The sequence below is a fragment of the Streptococcus dentasini genome (assembly GCF_053206945.1).
Genome location: NZ_JBRUHS010000002.1, coordinates 65,886 through 88,113 on the forward strand (window position 1 = coordinate 65,886; position 22,228 = coordinate 88,113).

The 22,228-nt window shown below is 41.9% G+C and carries 21 protein-coding genes, 3 pseudogenes and 1 riboswitch; of the genes and pseudogenes, 7 read left to right on the forward strand and 17 right to left on the reverse strand.

All coding sequences use genetic code 11. The annotated features are described in order from the left end of the window. Positions 1-85: 85 nt before the first annotated feature. Positions 86-198: pseudogene (locus ACVR1G_RS01775) on the forward strand (type II toxin-antitoxin system PemK/MazF family toxin); the annotation flags it as partial. Between the two features lie 66 nt (positions 199-264). Here ACVR1G_RS01775 and ACVR1G_RS01780 read toward each other — a convergent pair. The 10 genes and pseudogenes from ACVR1G_RS01780 to ACVR1G_RS01825 all read right to left on the reverse strand — a co-directional run bounded on the left by ACVR1G_RS01780 (position 265) and on the right by ACVR1G_RS01825 (position 8,419). Further along, on the reverse strand, positions 265-453 hold the full coding sequence (locus ACVR1G_RS01780; RefSeq protein WP_447451509.1) for a DivIVA domain-containing protein: 189 nt from the start codon (positions 451-453) through the stop codon (positions 265-267). A gap of 159 nt (positions 454-612) precedes the next feature. Beyond that, positions 613-864 (reverse strand): annotated as a pseudogene (locus ACVR1G_RS01785) (type II toxin-antitoxin system RelE family toxin). A 12-nt stretch (positions 865-876) separates the two neighbouring features. Further along, a complete protein-coding gene (gene mnmM, locus ACVR1G_RS01790; RefSeq protein WP_447451510.1) occupies positions 877-1,425 on the reverse strand; it encodes a tRNA 5-(aminomethyl)-2-thiouridylate-methyltransferase MnmM in 549 nt (182 codons plus the stop codon). 37 nt (positions 1,426-1,462) lie between these two features. Next, the gene (gene gloB, locus ACVR1G_RS01795) at positions 1,463-2,164 is read right to left on the reverse strand and encodes a hydroxyacylglutathione hydrolase (protein WP_447451511.1); all 702 of its coding nucleotides are present in this window, start codon (positions 2,162-2,164) and stop codon (positions 1,463-1,465) included. A gap of 135 nt (positions 2,165-2,299) precedes the next feature. Next, positions 2,300-2,746, reverse strand: a complete 447-nt coding sequence (locus ACVR1G_RS01800) for a hypothetical protein (protein WP_447451512.1) — start codon at positions 2,744-2,746, stop codon at positions 2,300-2,302. Between the two features lie 55 nt (positions 2,747-2,801). Beyond that, on the reverse strand, positions 2,802-3,734 hold the full coding sequence (mnmL, locus tag ACVR1G_RS01805; protein ID WP_447451513.1) for a tRNA modification radical SAM protein MnmL/YtqA: 933 nt from the start codon (positions 3,732-3,734) through the stop codon (positions 2,802-2,804). Between the two features lie 164 nt (positions 3,735-3,898). Further along, on the reverse strand, positions 3,899-5,239 hold the full coding sequence (locus ACVR1G_RS01810) for an MFS transporter (RefSeq protein WP_447451514.1): 1,341 nt from the start codon (positions 5,237-5,239) through the stop codon (positions 3,899-3,901). A gap of 734 nt (positions 5,240-5,973) precedes the next feature. Continuing rightward, positions 5,974-6,624, reverse strand: coding sequence for a phosphatase PAP2 family protein (locus ACVR1G_RS01815; protein WP_447451515.1), 651 nt, complete (start codon positions 6,622-6,624; stop codon positions 5,974-5,976). Positions 6,625-6,645: 21 nt separating this feature from the next. Further along, positions 6,646-7,215, reverse strand: coding sequence for an ECF transporter S component (locus ACVR1G_RS01820; protein WP_447451516.1), 570 nt, complete (start codon positions 7,213-7,215; stop codon positions 6,646-6,648). A gap of 98 nt (positions 7,216-7,313) precedes the next feature. Next, positions 7,314-7,451, reverse strand: a riboswitch (FMN riboswitch). A gap of 419 nt (positions 7,452-7,870) precedes the next feature. Next, on the reverse strand, positions 7,871-8,419 hold the full coding sequence (locus ACVR1G_RS01825; protein ID WP_447451517.1) for a tRNA (cytidine(34)-2'-O)-methyltransferase: 549 nt from the start codon (positions 8,417-8,419) through the stop codon (positions 7,871-7,873). A gap of 801 nt (positions 8,420-9,220) precedes the next feature. On the opposite strand from ACVR1G_RS01825, the gene trkA reads away from it, so the two are divergent. Together trkA and ACVR1G_RS01835 are read left to right on the forward strand one after the other, a co-directional pair. Next, complete coding sequence (gene trkA, locus ACVR1G_RS01830) at positions 9,221-10,573, forward strand: Trk system potassium transporter TrkA (RefSeq protein WP_447451518.1); 1,353 nt, start codon at positions 9,221-9,223, stop codon at positions 10,571-10,573. A gap of 11 nt (positions 10,574-10,584) precedes the next feature. Beyond that, positions 10,585-12,024, forward strand: coding sequence for a TrkH family potassium uptake protein (locus ACVR1G_RS01835; RefSeq protein WP_447451519.1), 1,440 nt, complete (start codon positions 10,585-10,587; stop codon positions 12,022-12,024). 147 nt (positions 12,025-12,171) lie between these two features. Here ACVR1G_RS01835 and walJ read toward each other — a convergent pair whose 3' ends face one another. Genes walJ through vicR form a run of 3 tightly spaced genes read right to left on the reverse strand, consistent with a single transcriptional unit; the run spans position 12,172 to position 15,035 of the window. Continuing rightward, positions 12,172-12,981 carry an exodeoxyribonuclease WalJ gene (gene walJ, locus ACVR1G_RS01840; RefSeq protein WP_447451520.1) on the reverse strand — a complete coding sequence of 270 codons (810 nt, stop codon included), beginning with the start codon at positions 12,979-12,981 and terminating at the stop codon, positions 12,172-12,174. Further along, the gene (gene vicK / locus ACVR1G_RS01845) at positions 12,962-14,335 is read right to left on the reverse strand and encodes a cell wall metabolism sensor histidine kinase VicK (RefSeq protein ID WP_447451521.1); all 1,374 of its coding nucleotides are present in this window, start codon (positions 14,333-14,335) and stop codon (positions 12,962-12,964) included. The genes walJ and vicK overlap by 20 nt, the downstream gene beginning before the upstream one ends. Continuing rightward, the gene (gene vicR, locus ACVR1G_RS01850; RefSeq protein ID WP_447451710.1) at positions 14,328-15,035 is read right to left on the reverse strand and encodes a cell wall metabolism response regulator VicR; all 708 of its coding nucleotides are present in this window, start codon (positions 15,033-15,035) and stop codon (positions 14,328-14,330) included. Before vicR ends, vicK begins: the two co-directional genes overlap by 8 nt. A 224-nt stretch (positions 15,036-15,259) precedes the next feature. On the opposite strand from vicR, the gene ACVR1G_RS01855 reads away from it, so the two are divergent. The 4 genes from ACVR1G_RS01855 to ACVR1G_RS01870 are packed head-to-tail and all read left to right on the forward strand — an operon-like array spanning position 15,260 to position 18,245. Then, the gene (locus ACVR1G_RS01855) at positions 15,260-16,024 is read left to right on the forward strand and encodes an amino acid ABC transporter ATP-binding protein (RefSeq protein ID WP_447451522.1); all 765 of its coding nucleotides are present in this window, start codon (positions 15,260-15,262) and stop codon (positions 16,022-16,024) included. A gap of 12 nt (positions 16,025-16,036) precedes the next feature. Further along, positions 16,037-16,858, forward strand: coding sequence for a transporter substrate-binding domain-containing protein (locus ACVR1G_RS01860; RefSeq protein WP_447451523.1), 822 nt, complete (start codon positions 16,037-16,039; stop codon positions 16,856-16,858). Between the two features lie 16 nt (positions 16,859-16,874). Then, positions 16,875-17,579 carry an amino acid ABC transporter permease gene (locus ACVR1G_RS01865; protein ID WP_447451524.1) on the forward strand — a complete coding sequence of 235 codons (705 nt, stop codon included), beginning with the start codon at positions 16,875-16,877 and terminating at the stop codon, positions 17,577-17,579. A gap of 15 nt (positions 17,580-17,594) precedes the next feature. Further along, a complete protein-coding gene (locus ACVR1G_RS01870) occupies positions 17,595-18,245 on the forward strand; it encodes an amino acid ABC transporter permease (RefSeq protein ID WP_447451525.1) in 651 nt (216 codons plus the stop codon). Positions 18,246-18,505: 260 nt separating this feature from the next. On the opposite strand, the pseudogene ACVR1G_RS01875 reads toward ACVR1G_RS01870, so the two are convergent. The 4 genes and pseudogenes from ACVR1G_RS01875 to ACVR1G_RS01890 all read right to left on the reverse strand — a co-directional run. Beyond that, a pseudogene (locus ACVR1G_RS01875) lies at positions 18,506-18,685 on the reverse strand (hypothetical protein); the annotation flags it as partial. Between the two features lie 242 nt (positions 18,686-18,927). Beyond that, on the reverse strand, positions 18,928-19,596 hold the full coding sequence (locus tag ACVR1G_RS01880) for a TipC family immunity protein (RefSeq protein WP_447451526.1): 669 nt from the start codon (positions 19,594-19,596) through the stop codon (positions 18,928-18,930). Between the two features lies 1 nt (position 19,597). After that, on the reverse strand, positions 19,598-21,100 hold the full coding sequence (locus tag ACVR1G_RS01885) for a hypothetical protein (protein WP_447451527.1): 1,503 nt from the start codon (positions 21,098-21,100) through the stop codon (positions 19,598-19,600). Next, positions 21,052-22,218 (reverse strand): RodZ family helix-turn-helix domain-containing protein, encoded by a 1,167-nt coding sequence (locus tag ACVR1G_RS01890; RefSeq protein WP_447451528.1) that lies wholly within the window; start codon positions 22,216-22,218, stop codon positions 21,052-21,054. Before ACVR1G_RS01890 ends, ACVR1G_RS01885 begins: the two co-directional genes overlap by 49 nt. Positions 22,219-22,228 lie beyond the last annotated feature (10 nt).

Below are 22,228 nucleotides of genomic sequence, written 5' to 3' on the forward strand. Positions count from 1 at the left end.
GCACTATAAAATGCTATTTATACCAAGACTTGACTATTTTTGTTTAGTTTTCCCGAATAATCTACATGAAAACCATTTGACTTTGCAAGTTCACACCTTTGACTACAGAGCTCGTGATATTCAGAAAATCGGACAGCTGGATACTTGGGCTTTCAAAAGACCGTGCCATTCTACACCTATATTTTTGAAGAAAGATAATTCCTTAACACTACATCATAAAAGCTGCCAGAGTCATTGCTCTGACAGCTTTTTGGACTATCAAATCTAATAAAACGGAGAATCATTTATCTCCGACTTCAATGCCTTGATGTCACCGTTGGAGGATGGCTTCCCCTGTTCCAAATCGGCTAAGGTGGCTATAATCTCATCGAGAAATTCGTCAACCTCTTCCTTATTGTAACCTCTAAATTCTGTCGAGAACTTTTTATCCAAGATTTCCTGCTTGGTGATCATTTGTGCGCCTCCTTAATAATGCCTTTGTTTATTTTCTGATAGGCTTTCTTTAAAACTCTATTAACACTAGTTAAGTAACCATTTTTACCATTACTAAAAGACATCGTATGAAATTTGAGTGAACAGAGCTGTCATTAATGGCAAGAGTAAACATACCTGCTAATAAATATCACTACGATGCCCAACCGCAAACACTTCTATAATGATTTCATCTTCAAGAATAGTGGCTAGTATTCGATAATCACCTACACGATAACGCCACTCCCCAAATCAATTGGCAGTCAGTCCCTTCCCATGTTGCCTTGGATTATGCGTTCCTTGAAGATTTTTATCTATCCAAAGCAGGATAGATGAACGTGTAAAAGCATCTAATTTTTTAGCTGTTTCAAAGCCTCTCTTATTGCTTTTCAAAGGGGGATTACCTTATTTCAACTTCTCCACCATGACCAAAAAAGGCGGGGTATTGATTTGGTTAAGAGGCTGGTAGAGCATGGCTGTGAAGCGGTTCTGATCCAGCTGGCGGACATAGTCTAGGACAGCATCCTTTTCCATATCGCCGCCATCGTGACCATAGTAAATCATGATGGATAAGCGGCCGCCAACTTCTAGGCGCTCTAAAATCTTTCCAATAGCACTCAAGGTTGTATCAGGTTTGGTGATAACTGATTTGTCCGCACTAGGCAGATATCCCAGATTGAAAATAGCTGCGCGGATAGGCTCAGATACATAAGTATCCACTTTTTCATGGCCATCTAGGATCAACTGGGCATTGGTCAGGTTTTGGTGCACCAAGCGTTCCCGCGTTTTCTCAAGGGCCTGTTCCTGAATATCAAAGGCGTAAACCTTTTTAGACAGACTAGCCAAAAAGGCGGTGTCATTACCATTTCCCATGGTCGCATCGACCGCGATACTGTCCTTGTCTAACACCTCTAGCAAAAAATCATGGGAGAGCTGAATAGGGCGTTTGATCATAAAAGTTTTCTTACCTGTTCGTTCTTGGTATGTTTTTCTAAAAATTATCCTTCAAGGTTCTCAGTCTTGTAAATTCTTGGACATCCTTGGCCATGAGAAAAAGATTGATCTGTTTTTCTACTCCTATAGTAGATGGCAGGCTTGGAAGGCCTTGCTCGACAAGGACTTTCGTCTTGTCAGAATAGTTTTTAACAAAAGCGTCTGTCGTTTGTGTCAGGGCAAATTGTAAATTTGTCAGGGTGTATTCATGGCCTGCATAAACCTTAACATCATCCGCTAAATTTCTGAAGAAGACCATGGACTTGTACTGAGCCTCATAGTCTCCTGTAAAGACTCTGCCGCATCCCGCTGAGAAAAGCGCGTCACCAGACAGGAGGTGCTGCTTATCTACAAGATAAGAAATGTGGTCTTCCGTATGCCCTGCCGTTAAAAAGACCTCTATTTGAGAGTCATAGAGTTCAATGGTGTCGCCGTCTTTCAGGACAGTGTCTACCAAATGACTGACTTCTTTGGGCCCATAGGTTTTGACCTTAGGATATTTGGCTACAATCTCATCCATGCCATCGACATGGTCAGCATGAACATGGGTGATCAAAATAGCACCCGCTTTGAGATTGTGTTCTTCCAAATAATCCAAGACTGGCTTGGCTTCCCCAGGGTCAACGATAATGGCTTCATCTCCCTTAGACCATAGCCAAATGTAATTATCGGCTAAGGCTGGTATTGCATTTAGTTTCATATGTTTCTCCTGATTTGTTCTTACTTTTGGTATAGTTTATGGTTCGCCCCTATCGCATTCTGCGGTTAGCCCCATGAGCACGGTTCCCTATCAGGTGCAAAAGGTAAATAGACAAACCATTTCCCTTATTGGGATTTAACGATAGTACAATTGCACTAAGGCACTCATGAAATAAACAACAAAGTAGAAATAATGAAGGGGTAAATTCCATTTGAGATAATTCTGTCTCATATCAGTTGAAATTGGCTTACCGCTATTGATGGCCTCTTCACTTTTTGCAAAGCCTGTCACACGATGGCAAATAAGTAACACCATTAGAGGAATAATCGCCAATACACGAACAGTTACTGAAGGGCTGCTGACTAAAAGAGACACTAATCCTAGGAAAAACTGCAAGCCGACACACATACGATAGAGGCTGGCAACTACAGTATTCCGTCTAAATTGACTGTAAAAATGTGAAAAACCTTGATCTAGCTCTTGGCGCAATAAGTAATTAAAATAAGCACCCAATGTGACCGAATAGGACAGCATAAACCCAGCAATCACAGCCGTCAGTAATAGTGTTAAATCGTAGAACATAAGCCTTCCCCACATCTTATCCTTTGCAGTACTAATCTCATAAAATAAGTTCGTTCTAGGCTCTTACCTCTGCCCTACACCCTTGCACACTCCCCCGTCTTTCCATCTCCTTATCAATGGCATTGAGGACTTCCCACTTGTTGAGGCTCCACATGGGGCCGATGAGCATATCGCGCGGGGCATCGCCTGTGATGCGGTGAATGATAATATTCTTAGGGATAATTTCCAGCTGATCGCAGATGATGTTGACATATTCTTCTTGGCTGAGGAGCTTCAGGCGTCCTTCATGATAATCGCGCTGCATGCGGGTATTGGTCATGAGGTGGAGGAGATGGAGCTTGACTCCATTGATATCATTATCCCGCACCAGACGGCGGGCATTCTCCACCATCATCTCATGCGTTTCTCCGGGCAGACCATTGATGAGGTGGGAGACGATTTCTACCTTGGGAGCTAGCTCCCGAACGCGCTTGACAATATCGATATAGAGCTGGTAGCTGTGGGCGCGGTTGATCAACTCAGAAGTCTCCTCGTAGGTCGTCTGCAGTCCTAGCTCAAGCGTGACATGCATGCGCTCTGAGAGCTCAGTTAGGTAGATAATGGTTTCATCTGGCAGACAGTCAGGGCGCGTCCCAATGTTGACACCAACGACACCCGGCTCATTGATGGCCTGCTCATAGCGCTCACGAATGACTTCGACCTTGTCGTGCGTGTTGGTATAATTTTGAAAATAAACGAGGTATTTATTAACATCTGGCCACTTGCGGTGCATAAAGTCGATTTCCTTATAAAACTGCTCGCGAATGGGTGCTTCTGGTGCCACAATAGCATCCCCTGAACCCGATACGGTGCAAAAAGTACAGCCGCCATGAGCGACCGTGCCATCTCGATTGGGACAGTCAAATCCTGCATCAATCGGCAACTTAAAAATCTTTTCGCCAAACAACTGACGATAATAATCATTAACAGTATTATAACGTTTTTTCATACCTCTTATTATAACACTTTCGCTCAATTTCCAAAAAGCTCCTAGATAAAGATAAACGGCAATTTTATACTCTTTAAGTATTGGGTAGATCGTTTTAGACTGCACAATAAAAAGGCTGACATCAGCATCAACCTTTCGGGACTCCTTTTCTACGGGCGGACTAGTCAAACTGCGCGTCTCCTCATCCGGGCCTCATGAACCATGATATAAATGAGAAGAAAGGCGGCTAAGAAACAAGCACCGTAAAGAACGGTATCACTGGCTACCCAGCCAAATTTCGCAACTAAAATACCAATCAGGGCGGTTGCCAAGGTTTCACAAAATATATATTGGAAAAAGCCCATAAAACCTGTCGAGGAACCAACGGCAAATTTAGGAACAACCTCATTAACCATCAGCCCTACCAATGTTAGGGGAGCATAAATCAGAGTCCCCATGATAAATAAAACAACAACAATCAGAGTCGCATTTTTACTGTAAAAATAGGTCGTCAGGCAGACTAACAGTCCAATAACACTGGCTAAGCAAACTAAGGCCCGGCGATTTTTTAGAGAATCAGAAATTGCCCCTAAAAGGATAACACCAGGCACAGAGGCTAACTCAAAAATACCAACCAACCATTTTGAAAAGCTAGGCTCAAAGCCCTTTGACTGAACCAAGTAGCTGGGAATCCATGACATAACCCCGTAGCGAACAATATAGAGGGACATTGAGGTTAATGTTACAGCCCAGACCATAGGATTTTTTAAAATATATTGGACAAAAATTTCCCAGAGTCGAAGATCTGTTAAGTCCTCAGAAGATGCTTCCCCACTCTCTAAAACAACTGCATCACCTGTATATTCAGCGATAGAAGGAAGCCCCACTGCGGTAGGTCTTTCCGAACCAGCCCAAAGGACAAAAGCCGCAATCAGGAGAGAAACAACTGAAGCTGTATAGAAAACAGCTGCGATAGAACCAGAAAAGAGGAAACTGGCAAACTGGACGACTGCAACGCAACAAAAAGCACCCGCATTATGGGCTGAAGACCAGATGGAAAAAATAGTTCCGCGCCAGCGCCTGCCCCACCAAAGCTGGATGGTTCGCTGACAAGCCGCTGCCCCCATGCCCTGAGCGACTGACATTACAAGCATGAGCGCCATCATAATGTAAAAATTACGCGTTGTCCCCAAACCTAGATTAAGCACGGCCGAAATAATCAAGCCAGCAGCCAAATAACGAATAGTGTTACTCTTATCACTGAGAGCCCCCATAAAGAGTTTTGAAATGCCATAACCTACGCCAAAACAAGATAAAACGAGCCCAATCTGAGCAGTTGTATAACCGTAGACCTTCATAATATCATTTTGCTCAGTCGTGAATATCAAACGAATAATATAATAGCCAATATAGCCCAAACACAGTGCTGCTAAAACACCAATCTGATGCCAACGATAGCTGCTGGCTACTTTTTCTGCAGGAACTTTTTCTGCAGCATCGGGTGACGGTTGTAAAAATGAAAACATAAGCTGCCTCCTATAAGAGAACTAGGGGCCGATTCGCTTTAATAAAATGTTAGACAGGAAAATAGAGGAGCGGCGCCGTGCGCCAGCACACAAGGAGTGTTCTCTAATGCCCCGAGGAAATTAGGCCCTTGTCCGTTTCATCACAAGAAAGTATCAATCCTTATTCCCTTTACCCACTTTAATCGGGGGCAATTAGAGATTTAGGATTCCACCCTCTAGGATGTATGCGCCCTCATTATAGTGCCTGCCATTGCTTTTTGCAACCGTCTTTAAAAAATTTTAAGCAAACGGAAATATTCTATTTTTTATCAGAGTCAAGCTAGGCTGGAATCGGTTATACTTAAAGTTAATCTCATCGAACTAAGCAAGACTTTAAGAAAATCGAAAATCTGCTAAGGCTGAATTTTTTATGTCAAATCCTATGAGACAGATCCTCACTACCGCCTGAAAAAAGCAGGTTTTTAAATTTTTATAGCGCTAACTAGAATTTTTTAAAAAAAACGAAGCGCTTCTATCGCTTACTGCAGCCGCTATCAGCGGTCTGCTATAGGCAGCTTAGTAACTGAGAGTAAGCCTATCAGATCTGATACTCATCAATAGAAAGACTTATTATCCAGATTCTTAAAGAGTATAATAAGCAAAAACAGTTAAATCATCATGATTAGAGCTGCCTTTTGCTTTCAGATAAAAAAAGACAGGTGCAGGGATTAGAACTGCACCTATCTAAAATTTTATCATTTTTGTTTACTTTTAAAACGCCACTCGAAGCGCACTTCATCATAGAAGGGATATCCCAAACAAAGCACACCATAACCCAAAACAAAGCCAGCGATGACATCCGTAGGATAATGAACTCCCAGATAAATTCGCGATAAGCCAACCAAGAAGATGAGCAAGGCTAACAAGGCTTCTGCCAAGCGACGCTGGTTTCGGGATTGAATGCGCTGGTGGGCAATAATCAAAAGACTGCCCAAGATGAGGATAATCCCCATAGAATGACCGCTTGGGAAAGAGTAACCATCAGCCACCACTAAATGTGACAGACTAGGACGCGGGCGTTGGTAGATATTCTTAAAAAGGGCAATACCTATACCCGCTAAAATCCCATTAAACAGAACCAAGCCAGCTTCTGCATACCACTTTTTCCAGATAAAAATGACTAGTGAAGCAAGAACGAGAAACCCCTGTACTGGCGTATCTCCTAAAACCGTTACCCAGCGAAAGAAAGCTGTTAGCGGGGCTGGTAGATGACCGCGGATAGCCGACTGCAGACTGCGGTCAAACCCTTGCAGCAATCTGGGGTCAAACTTAACAATGTAACCTAAAATAACGAAAATCAGAGCTGCAAAACTAGCTCGAATAAAAAACTTTTGTCTGTTATGCATGATATTATTATAGCATAGCCTCTATAATTTTGCGATGACAGGTTTAATAGCCAAGTAAATCACAAAGAAACTGATGGAAAAAATCGCTCCCTGCAGGATATTAAAGGGGACCACCATACCAAAGAGATAGTTACTCAGGCCTAATGTCGCTCTAATATCAAAATGAGCAAATTTAGCATAAAGAGGAACAGCGTAAATGTAATTAAGCAGGACCATGGCTACCGTCAGAAGCAGGGTTCCAATAACTGAGGCACTTAAATAAGAAGAGAGGGTCTGCTGCTTTTTCCAAATTACAGATAGTGCTAATATAAAAAGGCACAAGGCAATATAATTCATAGGCAGTCCAACTAAGGTCCCGACGCCCCCATTATTTAAAATCAGCTTTAAGAGGGTACGCAGGGTTAAAACCATCAGCGCACTTTTACCATCAAATATGGCTAAAGCTAGGAGAACAGGTAAGATTGAAAAATCAAACTGCAAAAAATCAGCTCCCGGTATCAAGGGAAACTGCAGGTACATTAGGATGAATGAAACTGCAGATAAAACAGCAATGTAGACCAATCGCCGGGTCTTAAGACGGCTTGTTGACATAAAAAATTCCTCCAATTTTTTCAAATTGAAGGAGGCGAAGTATTTCGATAGACAAAAGTTAACCAGCCTAGATCGGCAGCTCTTTTTGTATAGCAAAAACTTGTCTCCTCCCATCCAGACTATACTGTCGGTTGTGGAATTACACCACATCAGCCCTTAGAGGCTCGCGGACTCTTGTTTCCTAACAGAAAACAAACACCGCCGGTCGGGAATCACACCCTGCCCTGAAGACAAATTAAGTATATAAAAATTCCTGTTAGAGTGCAAGCCCTTAGTTTTGCTAGTTATAATATAGAGCTTTATTCGATTTAATTTTTAAATCTTGCCATACTTTTTTATGAATATGCTACTAGGCAAATTGAGCTTTCTCAAATTTTAAAGCAGTTCCATCTCTTATCATCCCTACCTTTTGCAATAATTATCTTAACACAAAAAAGCTGGGCAAAGGTACGTCCAGTATCCCTGAATAAACTTCTGGCCCAGTGGTTGTCAGTGGAGTCTGGGACAAAAGTCCAGACTCAATCAGGAAATAAAGTTTGCAAAGTAAGTATCAAAAACGGGCTGGGGAGAGACCGTTTCAGGTTACCACTTTAAAATTAGGGAGTGATGAGAATCAAAATTTTCAATTTTTGGGTTGATCCCACTCCCTCTTTAGCTATTTTAGTTTATCTGTTTCATACCTATGGACTAATTCTAAGCCAGAAAAATGTTGTTGGCGAAGTGCCTCATAAACAATCATACAGACGGTGTTAGAAAGGTTGAGACTGCGAACATGTTCATCATTCATCGGAATGCGAATAGCCTGCTCAGGGTGATGACGCATGAATGCCTCAGGCAAGCCCTTATCCTCACGGCCAAATAGAAAATAGTGCTGCTTGTTATCATTGTAGGAAAGATCCGAATAGGTCTTCTGAGCAAACTTCGAGACCAGATGAAGGCTGCCCTGACACTGCGCTGCAAACTCCTCTAAACTGTCATAAAAACGAATGTCCAATTTATCCCAATAATCCAAGCCTGCTCGCTTCATCTTGCGATCGTCAATAGGAAATCCCATAGGACGAATAATATGCAGGGGGCTGTTGGTAGCTGCGCAGGTCCGAGCGATATTTCCTGTATTTGCTGGGATCTGGGGTTCGAAAAGAACGATATGATTGCGCCCCTTCGTTTCCTGATAAGTTTCTTGAATAAATGGTTCTACTGCCATATTAACCTCTTTACTACAAAAAAATAACCACGCTGCTCGGAGTCAAGCTCAGCAAGCAACATGGTTGGTGGTGGCTCATTAACTTAAATCATAACAGGTTTGATTTAAACTAACGAATCCTTACGACTAGTATAACACTATTAGCAAAGTTGTCAACAGGTTTAGCGGAAAAGTATATGTCTTATTTTTGAGAAACCTCTGAAAATCCAATAATATCAATGAAAAAGCAACAAAATATTTTTTCTGAAACTTATCACAAAAAAGTCGGAAACAAGGCTTCTTTGCTTCTATCGGTAGTATAAATGTCCGCCTACTGGTGGTAGTTTTTGATTTCTTTGACCTCTTTTTTAAAGGGTGAGCAGCCGCTTCTCCTTCTGTTTAAGTTCCGTTTGCTGCATTACCAAATCGCCAAACGATTCTTGCACCTGATGAACTTTTGTATTTAATTTCTTCAATTCCTCATCAGCAGCAACCAACTGTCAAACAATGTAAGGATTTGCATCTTTTTACAGATTTGACGCCAGATTTTTAAACTTTGTGTTTAGTTGGTATTATTTTGCAAAAAAAGGGTGCATTTTAGGAAAAAAAAGAGTATGATAGTATACTAGTTTAAAGCGTTTTTCGCTAAGTTTCTAACCGAACCTAGAGTTAAAAAGCACAAGAAAAAACACCTTTGTTTAAGGCTTAGCTTTTGCAGATATGATTGCCTTGAAATACGGACTTTTCTTGAGTCTATACTAGTGTCAATCACCCTTTTTCTTAGCTTTGATGCTCTTTGTATCTTGTAAAAAAGGAAAAATCATGAAAGTTATTGTTGTCGGCGGAGGTAAAGTTGGTACCGCCCTTTGTCGCTCATTAGTTGAAGAAAAACACGATGTTACTCTCATTGAGGAAAAAGAAGAGGTCCTTAATCGTGTCAGCAGACGGCTTGATATTATGGGAATTGTCGGAAACGGCGCTAATTTTAAAATTTTAGAGCAAGCCGATGTGCAACACTGTGATATCTTTGTAGCCATTACCAATCAGGATGAGGTAAACATGATTTCAGCCGTTTTAGCCAAGAAAATGGGAGCTAAAGAGACCATCGTCCGCGTGCGTAATCCTGAGTATTCCAACACCTACTTCAAGGATCATAATTTCCTCGGATTTTCTATGGTGGTCAATCCTGAACTGCTAGCTGCCCGTTATATCGCTAACAGTGTAGATTTCCCAGGCGCCCTCTCTGTCGAGCATTTTGTCAACGGACGAGTTATGCTGATGGAGTTTAAAATCACTGAAGGCAGCCGCTTGTGCAACCTCTCTTTGGATCAATTTCGGCACAAGTTCGGCAATATTTTAGTCTGTGCTATCAAACGCGGTGATGAGATTATTATCCCTGATGGTGATGATACCCTATTAACTGGCGATAAAATTTTTGTAACAGGTGATCGTGTTGAGATGATCCTCTTCCATAACTTTGTCAAAAATAAAGTTATCCGCAATATGATGATTATTGGAGCCGGTCGTATTACTTACTATCTCCTCAATATCTTGCGCAATACTAAAATGAAACTCAAAGTGATTGAAATCACCGAAAACCGCAGCCAATTCTTTAGTCAGGAATTTCCTGATGTTCCTATTGTCTTAGGTGATGGTACGGCTAAAAATACTTTGGTCGAGGAAGGTGTTGAAAACTACGATGCTGTAGCAACCTTGACTGGGGTTGATGAGGAAAATATTATTTCTTCCATGTTCCTCAACACTCTAGGAATCGGGAAAAATATTACCAAAGTCAACCGAACCAGTCTGCTGGAAATCATTGATACCGATGGGTTCTCCAGTATTGTTACTCCTAAATCTATTGCCGTTGACAGTATGATGCACTTTATCCGCGGTCGCGTTAATGCGCAAGAATCGTCAACTCTTGATGCTGTTCACCATATTGCCAATGGTCATATTGAAACCTTGCAGTTTGAAATTCGGGAAAAAAATAAAATCGCTGGCAAACAGCTGGCTGATGTTCAGCTGAAGAAGGGGGTACTAGTGGCTGCTATTATCCGTAACAACAAGCCTATATTCCCAACGGGACAGGATACTTACGAAGTCGGTGATAAGATTATTGTCGTGACCTTGTTGCCCAATATCACTCACATCTATGATTTATTAACGAAGTGAGGTAACTTAGCATGAATCGTTCTATGATCCGTTATCTCTTAGCAAAATTGCTGCTTATTGAGGCTGGCTTGCTCCTTGTCCCTTTAATAGTTGCTTCTATCTATCATGAAGATACACGCGTCTTCGTCAGTATCCTAGCAACCATGGGAATTCTCGGTTTTTTGGGCCTGACTGGCAGCCTTTTCAAGCCTAAAAACTACCGTATCTACACTAAAGAAGGACTTTTAATTGTTGCTCTCTGCTGGATTCTCTGGTCCTTCTTTGGAGCCTTGCCTTTTGTCTTTTCCGGACAGATCCCAAGTATTATTGATGCCTTCTTTGAAATCAGTTCAGGATTCACAACGACTGGGGCCACTATCCTGCCTGATGTTAGTGTCCTTTCGCATTCCCTCCTCTTTTGGCGGAGTTTTACTCACCTAATCGGTGGTATGGGAGTGCTGGTTTTCGCCTTAGCTATTATAGAAAATTCAAAAAATGCCCACCTTGAAGTTATGCGGGCTGAAGTTCCAGGGCCAGTTTTTGGTAAAGTCGTTTCTAAGCTAAAAAATACAGCGCAAATTCTCTATATTATCTATCTGGCCATGTTTCTCATATTCGCCATCATTCTCTGGATGGCTGGTATGCCTCTCTATGACAGCCTTGTCACTGCAATGGGCGGAGCAGGAACAGGCGGTTTTGCGGTTTATAATGACAGTATGGCTCATTATCACAGCAGCTTAATTACCCTTATTGTTTCAATCGGGACCTTAATTTTTGGCGTTAACTTTAATCTCTACTACTTTTTGCTTATTAGAAAATTCAAGATGTTCTTCAGGGATGAAGAACTAAGAACTTACTTGGGCATTGTCGCTCTTGCTACGGGCTTAATTTTCTTCAATACCTTTAGTTTGTATGATTCATGGGCTAAGGGACTAGAGTACTCCTTCTTTGAAGTGGCAAATGTTATGACCACAACAGGTTTTGGAATTACTGACCTGACCAAGTGGCCGCTGTTTTCACAGACAATTCTATTGATTTTGATGTTTATTGGAGGTTCTGCCGGTTCTACAGCAGGCGGTTTTAAGGTTATGCGTTCGCTTATCCTTGCCAAAATGTCAAAAAATCAAATTCTCAAGACGCTCTATCCTAATCGCGTCATGTCCCTTCATATCAATCGAGCACCCTTGGACAAATCAACTCAACACAGTATTTTAAAATACTTGGCTGTTTATTTAATGATTTTCCTAGGCTTGATCCTAGTTCTCAGTATTGATCATAATCAATTTATTGTCGTAGTCAGTGCTGCAGCTTCTACCTTTAATAATATCGGACCAATGCTAGGAACTGCAGATACCTTCAATATTTTCAGTCCCTGGGCCAAGCTGCTCATGGCTTTTGCCATGATTGCCGGTCGCTTGGAAATCTATCCTGTCCTTTTGCTCTTCATTCCAAAGACATGGTCGAAATACTAGCATTGATTGTCATCTGTATTTCCCGCTTATAATTTAATAAGGAGACATTCAAGGCTTAACTTGAAATTGAAATAGATCTATTTTTCTTAGAATGAATACTGAGTTATAAAAAAGATTGGCACCTATATTAGAGGTGTCAATCCTTTTTTATATATCCGTCAGAGGGGTGGCTTCATCCGGTGATGTATCTAGAACTTGGAAATCATGACCAACGCCAAAATCAGCTTGTGTCAGATTATTTTCCATTGTCATATGAGCTAATTCTTTGATATTATTTTCCTTGCTGAGATGGCCGAGATAGATTTTTTTGGTGCGACTACCAATTGTACGAATCATAGTTTCCGATCCATCCTCATTGGAAAGGTGTCCCTTATCAGATAAAATTCGCTGTTTTAAACTCCATGGGTAGGCCCCTGAGCGCAGGATTTCGATATCATGATTGGACTCGATCAGGTAGCCATCAGCATTTTCAATCAAAGCAGCCATGCGATCGCTGACGTAGCCCGTATCAGTTAGCATGACAAAGCTTTTGTCATCCTTCATAAAACGATAAAATTGCGGATCAATAGCATCGTGGCTGACACCAAAGCTCTCGATGTCAATATCCCCAAAGGTTTTAACCTTGCCTCGCTCAAAAATATGTTTCTGCTCAGGATCAATCTTGCCTAGCATCTGGTGGGTTTCCATCGCCTGCCAGGTTTTTTCGTTGGCATAGATAGGCAGGCTGTATTTACGGGCCAGAACTCCAACTCCGTGGATATGATCCTTATGTTCATGGGTGACTAAAATAGCATCTAGTTCTTCTGGTTTACGGTCAATCTCTGATAAGAGGCTAGCAATCTTTTTACCCGATAAACCCGCATCTATCAGCAATTTTTTCTTAGGCGTTTCCAAGTAAAAGGAGTTCCCACTGGAACCCGATGCTAAAATGCTATATTTAAAACCCTTGTTCGTCATCGACTATGTTATCTTCCTCCCATTCATCATCTTCTAAAGCGGCTTCTTTATCGTAAGGGAGCACGATAGTAAAGGTAGAACCTTCGCCATATTCACTCTTAGCCCAGATAAAGCCATGGTGCTGTTTAATAATTTCTTTGGCAATAGCCAAACCGAGTCCAGTCCCCCCCTGTGCTCGGCTGCGCGCCTTATCTACACGATAAAAGCGGTCAAAAATCAGCGGCAGATCCTTTTTAGGAATACCCAAACCTTGGTCTGAAATTGAAATGATTAACTGGGTTTCGGTCGTCATCATAGAAACCGTTATTTGACCACCATCAGGTGAATACTTAATAGCATTGTTGAGGATATTATCCAAGACTTGTGTCATCTTATCGGTATCAATTTCTACCCAAATAGGGTTGAGGGGGTAGTTACGAACAATTTCATAGTCCTTGTCTGAATCCTGCTGACTTTTAATCTGATCAAAGCGATTGAGAATAACAGTGATAAAGGCTGTAAAATTGGTCATTTCAACTTCCAGATGGCTGGTATCATTATCAATTCTCGACAGCTGCAAGAGGTCAGAAATCATCCGCATCATGCGGTTTGTCTCATCCAGAGATACCTGAATAAAACTCGGTGCTACATCTTCCTGCAGAGCACCCTCATTAAGAGCCTCTAGATAAGATTTTACAGAGGTTAACGGTGTACGCAGCTCGTGGCTGACAGTCGAAACAAAGAGACGGCGCTCCCGTTCTTCTTTTTCCTGCTCTGTTGTATCGTGCAATACAGCGACTAAACCCGAAATAAAACCACTTTCTCTCCTGTTGAGGGCAAAATTAATCCGCAGAGTAATAAACTCATCATACTCATTGCGGCGGTAGACCGTTACCTCTGGAGTCTGAGTAATCAAATCACGATAATCGTAATCTTCTGAGTCAATCAAGTCCATGATATTCATTTCAAGCGCTTCTTCCCGACTGAGATTGAGCTGTTTTTGTGCCGTTTCATTAATCATAGTGATTTTACCGACACGGTTAGTTGCTAAAACCCCATCACTCATATAGGAGAGGACAGACGCGAGGCGATTGCGTTCCTGAGATAAATTTTCATGGGTCAGATGCAAAACATCTGATAGATCATTAAGGTTATTTCCAAGTTCAATCAACTCAGAATCCCCCTTTAATTGGAGATCCTCTGTGTAATCACCGGCGATTAGACTCGTTACTTTTTGACTGATAGCTCGAATGGTCTTGGCATTGCGGTAGTCACGAACAGCCAAGTAAATAAAATAAACAGCAACCAGAGCCAGCAAAATAAGGAGGGCTAACTCAAAACTATTTAGATTTTCAACAACAGGATTATTAGTCATAGGATTTCATATAATAACCAACTCCACGGCGGGTTAAAATATACTCTGGCCGACTCGGTGTGTCTTCAATTTTTTCGCGAAGACGGCGAACTGTTACATCAACTGTCCGGACATCACCAAAGTAATCATAACCCCAAACAGTCTCAAGTAAATGCTCCCGGGTCATAACTTGTCCCATATGGGTAGCTAGATGATGGAGCAGCTCAAACTCACGATGTGTCAGCTCAATTTCATCCCCGCGTTTTTTAGCAACAAAGGCATCTGGGATAATCTGCAGATCTCCGATAAAGAGCTCATTATCAGAAATGTTATTTTCTTCAGCTACGGCTGTTTCAATCGTTTCTGTCCGGCGCAGATGCGCTTTAATACGAGCCAAGAGCTCACGATTAGAAAATGGTTTTGTGACATAGTCATCTGCACCAATTTCCAAACCGATAACCTTATCGAACTCACTGTCTTTGGCAGAGAGCATAATAATCGGTACATGGCTGTTTTTGCGAATTTCCTTAGCTACTTCTAGGCCTTCTAGCTCTGGCAGCATCCAGTCCAGAATAATCAAGTCAGGCCTTTCCTCCTCAAACTGAGCCAAGGCTTCACGACCGTCAAAAGCGGTGATAACATCATAACCTTCCTTTATTAGATTAAATTTAATAATATCTGAAATCGGCTTTTCATCGTCGACTACAAGGATCTTTTTCATCATTCTTACCTCATATTTCTATCTATTATAGATATTTTATCCCTTATTATACCAAATATCATCAGATATTAGAAATACTAAGGGTTTACAAGTCTATTTCAACTCTGTATAAATTTTCTGAAAATATTGACAGAAACATCTTCTTGTGGTAAAATTTAGTTCACGTTAGGTTTTCTGACATCAGAAAATCAATCCATCTAACGTCTTCGTCAAGGGAGGTAACCATGGCACTTATTGAATATAAAAATGTGGAAAAATACTACGGTGATTATCACGCCCTTCGTCATATCAATCTAGAAATTGAAAAAGGTCAAGTGGTCGTGTTGCTTGGCCCTTCTGGTTCTGGGAAGTCAACCCTTATCCGAACCATGAACGCTCTAGAAAGTATTGAATCCGGCAGCCTTAAAGTTAATGGACATGAAGTGTCTAATGCTTCTAATAAGGAACTGGTTCAGCTGCGCAAGGAAGTTGGGATGGTCTTTCAACACTTTAACCTTTATCCCCATAAGACTGTCTTAGAGAATGTGGTTCTAGCGCCTATTCGCGTTCTTGGAATGGCTCCGAAGGAAGCCGAACGCATTGCTGAACAATATTTAACCTATGTCAATATGTGGGATCGCAAAGATTCTTATCCTGGTATGCTTTCTGGGGGACAAAAACAGCGGGTTGCTATTGCTCGCGGCCTGGCTATGAAACCCGAACTGCTGCTCTTTGATGAGCCAACGTCAGCTCTTGACCCTGAAACAATCGGAGATGTATTGGCTGTTATGCAGAATCTGGCGAAAGAGGGGATGAATATGGTTGTTGTTACCCATGAAATGGGCTTTGCACGCAGCGTAGCAGACCGTATCATTTTTATGGCTGATGGTGAAATTTTAGAAGATACGACTGATGTTGATGGCTTCTTTAACCATTCAAAAGAACCGCGTGCTCAGCAATTCCTGTCTAAGATTATCAACCACACCAGCGATAAAGTTTCAGCAGAATAGAGGTGACTTCCTATGAAAAAAACATCCCTAATCACTGCAATTTTTATATTGGCCCTTGGGATTGTTGCCTTTGCTAAAATCAACCATACTCAGGCTGACGCCAATAGTAACCTTCCAGAACAAGTCCAAAAAATTAAAAAGGCTGGCGTTCTGAAAGTTGGCGTCAAACAAGATGTTCCCAATTTTGGCTACTATGATTCTAAATCGGGCAAGTACACTGGTATGGAAGTTGATTTAGCTAAAAAAATCGCAGATAGTATCGGTGTGAGAGTAGAGTATGTGGCTGTGACAGCTCAAACGCGTGAGGCTCTGCTGGACAATGGTCAAACCGATTTAACTATTGCCACTTATACTATTAATGATGAACGCAAGGCCAACTACAGTATTTCTAACCCCTACTATTATGACCAAATCGGCTTCTTAGTCAATAAATCTTCTGGTGTCGATAAGCCCAAAGATCTTGATGGCAAAACGATCGGAGTGGCTCAGGGTTCCACAACCAAAGCTTCTCTGGAAGCTTTTGCAGCTGATAATGATATCAATTTTAACTACATGCAGTTAGGAAGTTTTCCTGAACTGGCTACCGCTTTGCGGGCCTATCGTATCGATGCTTTTTCTGTCGATAAATCTATTCTATCGGGCTATGTCAACAAAAATAACAAGATCATCGATCAGGGCTTTGATACGATGGAGTATGGCATTGCTGCTAAAAAGTCCAACACACAAGTTACCCAGTATATCAATGGTCTCCTAGCTAAGTGGCAAAATGATGGCAGTCTGCAGAAACTGTATAAGAAATACAATCTTAAGACTGCCCAGCCTAAGGAACAATAGAAAGGAGGAGCCCCTCATGTTTATATTAGCAACAAGTTCCAGTCCTTATGCCTTATCGCGCTGGGGCGAATATTTTGGAAACTTCGGCGAATTCGCCCAGGGCTTCTTCTATACCTTGGGAATGGCCGCTGGAGCACTCCTTGTCGCACTCGCTCTTGGTCTAATCTTTGGAGCCATGTCCTCCTCACATAATAAATTGGCCAAGGCCGTCGCCCGAGTCTATGTAGAACTATTCCAGAACACTCCCCTCCTAGTTCATTTTGTCTTTGTTTTCTATGGTATTTCAATCTTGACAAATGGCGCCATCAAAGTTCCTGCTTTTTGGACGTCTATCCTCTGCGTCGGTATTTATACCGGAGCATATATGTCAGAAGTTATTCGCTCGGGTATCGAATCTATCCCGCGCGGTCAGACAGAGGCCGCATTGTCACAAGGTTTCACCTACCGTGAAACGATGAGTTTAATTATCCTGCCTCAGGCCGTTCGGATTATCATACCGCCAATGATCAATCAAGTCGTTAACCTGATTAAAAATACAGCAACTGTCGCCATTATCTCAGGAGCTGATATCATGTTCACAGCTAAGGCCTGGGCTTACGAGACAACGAATTATATCCCTGCTTTTGCAGGAGCCGCGCTGCTCTACTTTATCATCTGTTTCCCAGTAGCAACATGGGGACGCCGACGAGAAGAAGCCAATAAAAAGGCTTATGATTTATAGGGAGGAGGAAAGCATATGTCAGATTTATTAGCACCTTACAATCTTAAATTCCTCGCCCAAGGGCTTTGGACCACGCTGTATCTATCCTTGATTATCATTGTACTGTCAACGGTTTTTGGTATGATTTTGGCTGTTATGCGTAATAGTAAGAATTCTTTCTTGCGCATCCTTGCTAGTGTTTATATTGAATTTGTCCGCAATGTTCCTAACCTACTCTGGATTTTCATCGTTTTTTTGGTCTTCCAGCTGCAGGCAAGACCAGCAGGAATTACAGCCTTCACAATTTTTACTTCAGCGGCCTTAGCCGAGATTATTCGCGGCGGTCTCAATGCCATCGACAAGGGACAGACCGAAGCAGGGCTATCACAAGGTTTTACTCAGTTTCAAATTTTACGTATTATCGTTTTACCGCAAGCTATTCGCAAGATGCTACCGTCCATCATTTCACAGTTTGTAACCGTGGTTAAGGATACCAGCTTCCTCTATTCTGTTATTGCTTTGCAGGATCTCTTTGGTAAGAGTCAGATTTTGATGGGAAAGTACTTCGAGACTGGCCAAATCTTTACCCTTTATGCTATCATCACAGCAATTTATTTCTTCGTAAACTTTAGTATTTCTAGCTATTCTCGCCATCTGGCTAAAAAATGGGAACAAGCAGCTGAATAATCTAAATGTAAAGCAAACTCTTCCCGAATGGGAGGAGTTTTTATTGTGATAAAGAATATTATAATTATCTGTTAATACAAATTTAATAATTAGCTGAAAGTTAAACTAAGAAAAGTTAACTTTGGAACCAGATACAAGCGAATGATCATCTCTTTTGCCTTTATTAAATACATGGTAGACCGAAAACACGTAAAAAAGATGAGATAGACATACAGGGTAGCCAACCTATCATAGATATCTGTCTCATTCTTATTTATTTTCTAATCAATCTGTTCAAAACGCATCTTCTGTTTAACTTGTCCCTGACCAGCGTTAGAAATTTGGTAGGTGAAACTACGTGAGCTAAAATGTTTTCCAAAAGCTAATATGCTATTATACTGCCATTGGGAGAGCTGTTTGCCTTCTACTTTCCCCAGTGTCAGTTTATTATTGCTAGCTTTATTTGCAGGATAAAGATTAACATAAACAATCATATCAATCACAATTGCTACAAAAAGTAAGGAAAAAACTATCTTAAATAATTTCTTCATTTAAGATTTCTCCTTGTCGGATTCATTATCTCTATCATCGTCAATATTTAAGTCATTGTCTCCATACTTTTAACAATTTCTCCAAATCGTCATTCAAAGTAGTCCGAACTTCCTTAAGCGCTACTTGTCCTCCCATTATCTCAATATGAATCTCATTCCTCTTTAGCACTCTCCCATGTGTTAATAACATTCACCTTTCCCCAGTGAGATGGGCTATAGTGACTGTCATAAACAGAGCACCAATCTTTTAAAATTTTTGTCTTTAAAATTTTATCACTATAGGAATAAATATCTGCCAAATGTAAGTGATTATCACTTAATGTTTGAAGAACCGTTGACTTATTTTCTGAATAGCCATCCTGCCAATAATTTTGGACAACTTGTCTCTTAACTATCTTTTTTTTAGGAGAATAGCCATATAAAATATCAATCGTATTTCCATCTTTCATTTGATAGCCAATATTTATGGTCAAATAGCCATTCTTATATAAAGATTTTGGAGGGACGAAAAAAGCTAACTGGATTGAAGAGGTCGGTTTGGATAGTTTTTTATAGTTCTCTACAAAATTAGCAGCCTCAATAAGTACAGCTCCCTCATCTCCACGCCCTCTATGCTGAGTTGTAACACCTTTTACATGGCTAAAACGCGTGCCTCCAAAATGAAAAGTCCGAGTCGTAAAAGATGTCTCGTCGTAATACATCTCATCAAAAATATTGGTACTTTTCTGACGGGTCTGATGATTTAAGACAGCTAGCGTCACAAAAACAGACAAAAATAAGGTGAGTAGAATAGCTACTGGTATCTTATAAGGTCTCTTCATATCACTTACCGTCCGCTTTCAGGTCATCACTCTTTTCTTTAAGACTGTCTATAAAGTCTTTGTACAAGGGATTTTCCCCCGCCTGAAAGGTATAGACTTCATACTCTGACTCAAGAATTTTCATACCTTTGTCATAATCACCATCTCCAATATTGGTCACAAACTGTTCGGCCCGATAACTATCGTCAGATTCTACTCTGTCAAAATAGGTATTCATAGAGGTGACAAGATTCTTGTCCCCTTTTAATTGATTGTAAAGGTTCACCGCATCTAGATCCGCATGATAATCCCCATTGTTCATCGAAATATCCCCTGGAATCGTTAAATCGCCATAGTATCCCGCATATTTATTTTGTGTACCATCAAAGAATAGATTTTTCTCATAATGAGCAGAAACAGTTGCGCTGGTATGGGCAAAGTCCGTTTTACCATCGAATTGTTTTAATAGCTCTTTCAAACGACTTTCTGTTGATTCAGGGTATTTCTTTTTCAAAGTAGCAAGTTTTTCTTCGGTTGTCCCAGAAAGTCCTGTAATAGCAGATTGGTTCAAAATCGCAGTTTTAAGGGTCTCAATCTTTTTAGAGCTAATCCCTAAATCTTTTAGCTTCTTCTCAACCTCATCAGGTTTGATCAACCCTCCAACATATGACCATGAATAACCTCCAACATAGCTATCACCATAAACAAATGAACCCATATAGACGAAGAACTGCTGATTAGCCTTGTCCTTATCACCGTCATATTCCTTGACCAAGCCAACGTAAACATCCAGCATAATATCAGCTTCTTCAGCACTAAAACCATACTGGGTCTGTAACATGTTTCTAAAGGCAACGCGTTCTTCCTTAGACACGCTCAACACTTCACCAGCCTTCACCATTATGGTATTGAGCTGTTTCACCCAGTCCTTGTCTTTCGGTACTTTAAAAGTCCCGCTCTTACTGTCCCAGCACTGGCCTGCCTCGGATAAGCCCGTCTCAACCACAGACTTCAGGGCATCAATCTCTGAAAATAGCTGCGGAGAGGAAGCATGAAAGGCACGGAGCTTCTCCAACTTCTCCTCCAAAACCCGCTTGCTGCTCTCCCCTATCTCAATCATCCGATTGTAGCTGTTCAGCCGCGCCCCTTCATTGGCATCATGGCGATCCAGATTCATAGCGTCAACCGCATCCCGAGCGTTGGAAATCCGCAGATTTAACTCGGCAATAGCCATCTCCAGCTCCGATTCTTTCAGACTCTCATGAGCCACCTGTTCCATATAAGCTTCTGGGAAGCGCTGAACAGCCTCACCAACCGCCTGCGCTAAACGCTTGGCACCGGCAACCAAAGGACGAAGAACGCTCTCCGAATAGAGGCGGGCAGAATCATAAGCCTTTCCCTTTAAATCAGCTTGGCTGTTCTCAAACTCTTCTAAGGCTGCCTCCAGTTCTTCATAAGCTTGAATCTCCTGTTGGGCTAAGGCCTTAGCACTGGCTGCCTGAGCCTGTGACTGCTCCAAATACATATCAATACTCTTGGAATCTTTCGAATCTCCTCTTCTAAATCGTCTATCTCAATCGTCAGTTTCTGACGCTGATCGTAAACCAATCCCTGCTCCTCGATAACCTGCCTTTTTCGAGCCAGTACAGCCTCTTTGGCTTCTTCCAGTAAATAATTGGCGCTGTCCCGCTCTTGAAAGAAACTATGGCGGTTCCCTGCTGGCTCACCAGAAAATCGATAAGCGTAGGCCAGACCTTCTAAGACACCGCCCAGCTGACTAAAGACATCACCGGCCATCTGCTCGTGTTCTTCTAACCGCCGACCTTTAGACTGGAGCTCATATTCCTCATCATACAAGTCCTGTTCCTGCTGCCAAAGCTGGCTTTGTTCCGCTTCCTTAGCCTTTATGAGCTTGCGCTTCTCCTGACGTTTGGCTTCGGCTTCGGCCTCCTTTTTAATGCGGGCTCGGCGCCGTTCCAGCTTCTCCAAGTCCTCTTTACTGGGCGGGGTCGGCCGAACGCCGCTGCTATAGCTTGGGCGCCCATTCTCTAAAATTAAGGTTCGGCTGGTCCCTTTCTGCCAATCTGAATTGGTGTTAGGAACAGATTTTTTAGTGCCCTGTTTTGATTTAACTGGCTTGTCAGCAATCATCTGTTTGGGCACATATTGCCCTTGCTCCGACTGAGACGGCGTTGTCTCCTGCTTAGGAACAGACGACTGCCTCAGAGAGACTGACTGAACGCTCTGAGCTGAATCTGAGGAAACAGTTAGTACAACTGATTCAATGGCAGGTTCAGCCGTTCTCAGTGGTTGTGCAGACTGCGATGTCACATCCAAGTTGGAGCTTAGTTGAACAGGCACTGGTGAAACAGCGGACGTCACTGGGGAACCAGCTAGATTCATAGGCTGAACAGACTGAGGGGCTGCTGGGGCTGCAGTCGAACAGGTCGGTGGCAGGGACTGAACACTAGCAGGATTGACCGATTGAACGGACGGCTGAGCAGAGCCTGTCAGGGATTGAGAAGCCATCTCCCTAAACTGGTCAGGTGTGTGTTGGGGCAGCGGATAATCTTTAAACGGCTGATACTGTCCATTAGCACCGGAGCTTGAGCGTCTGAATAATTGTCTAAAGAACTGAAACATGGCTGATCCC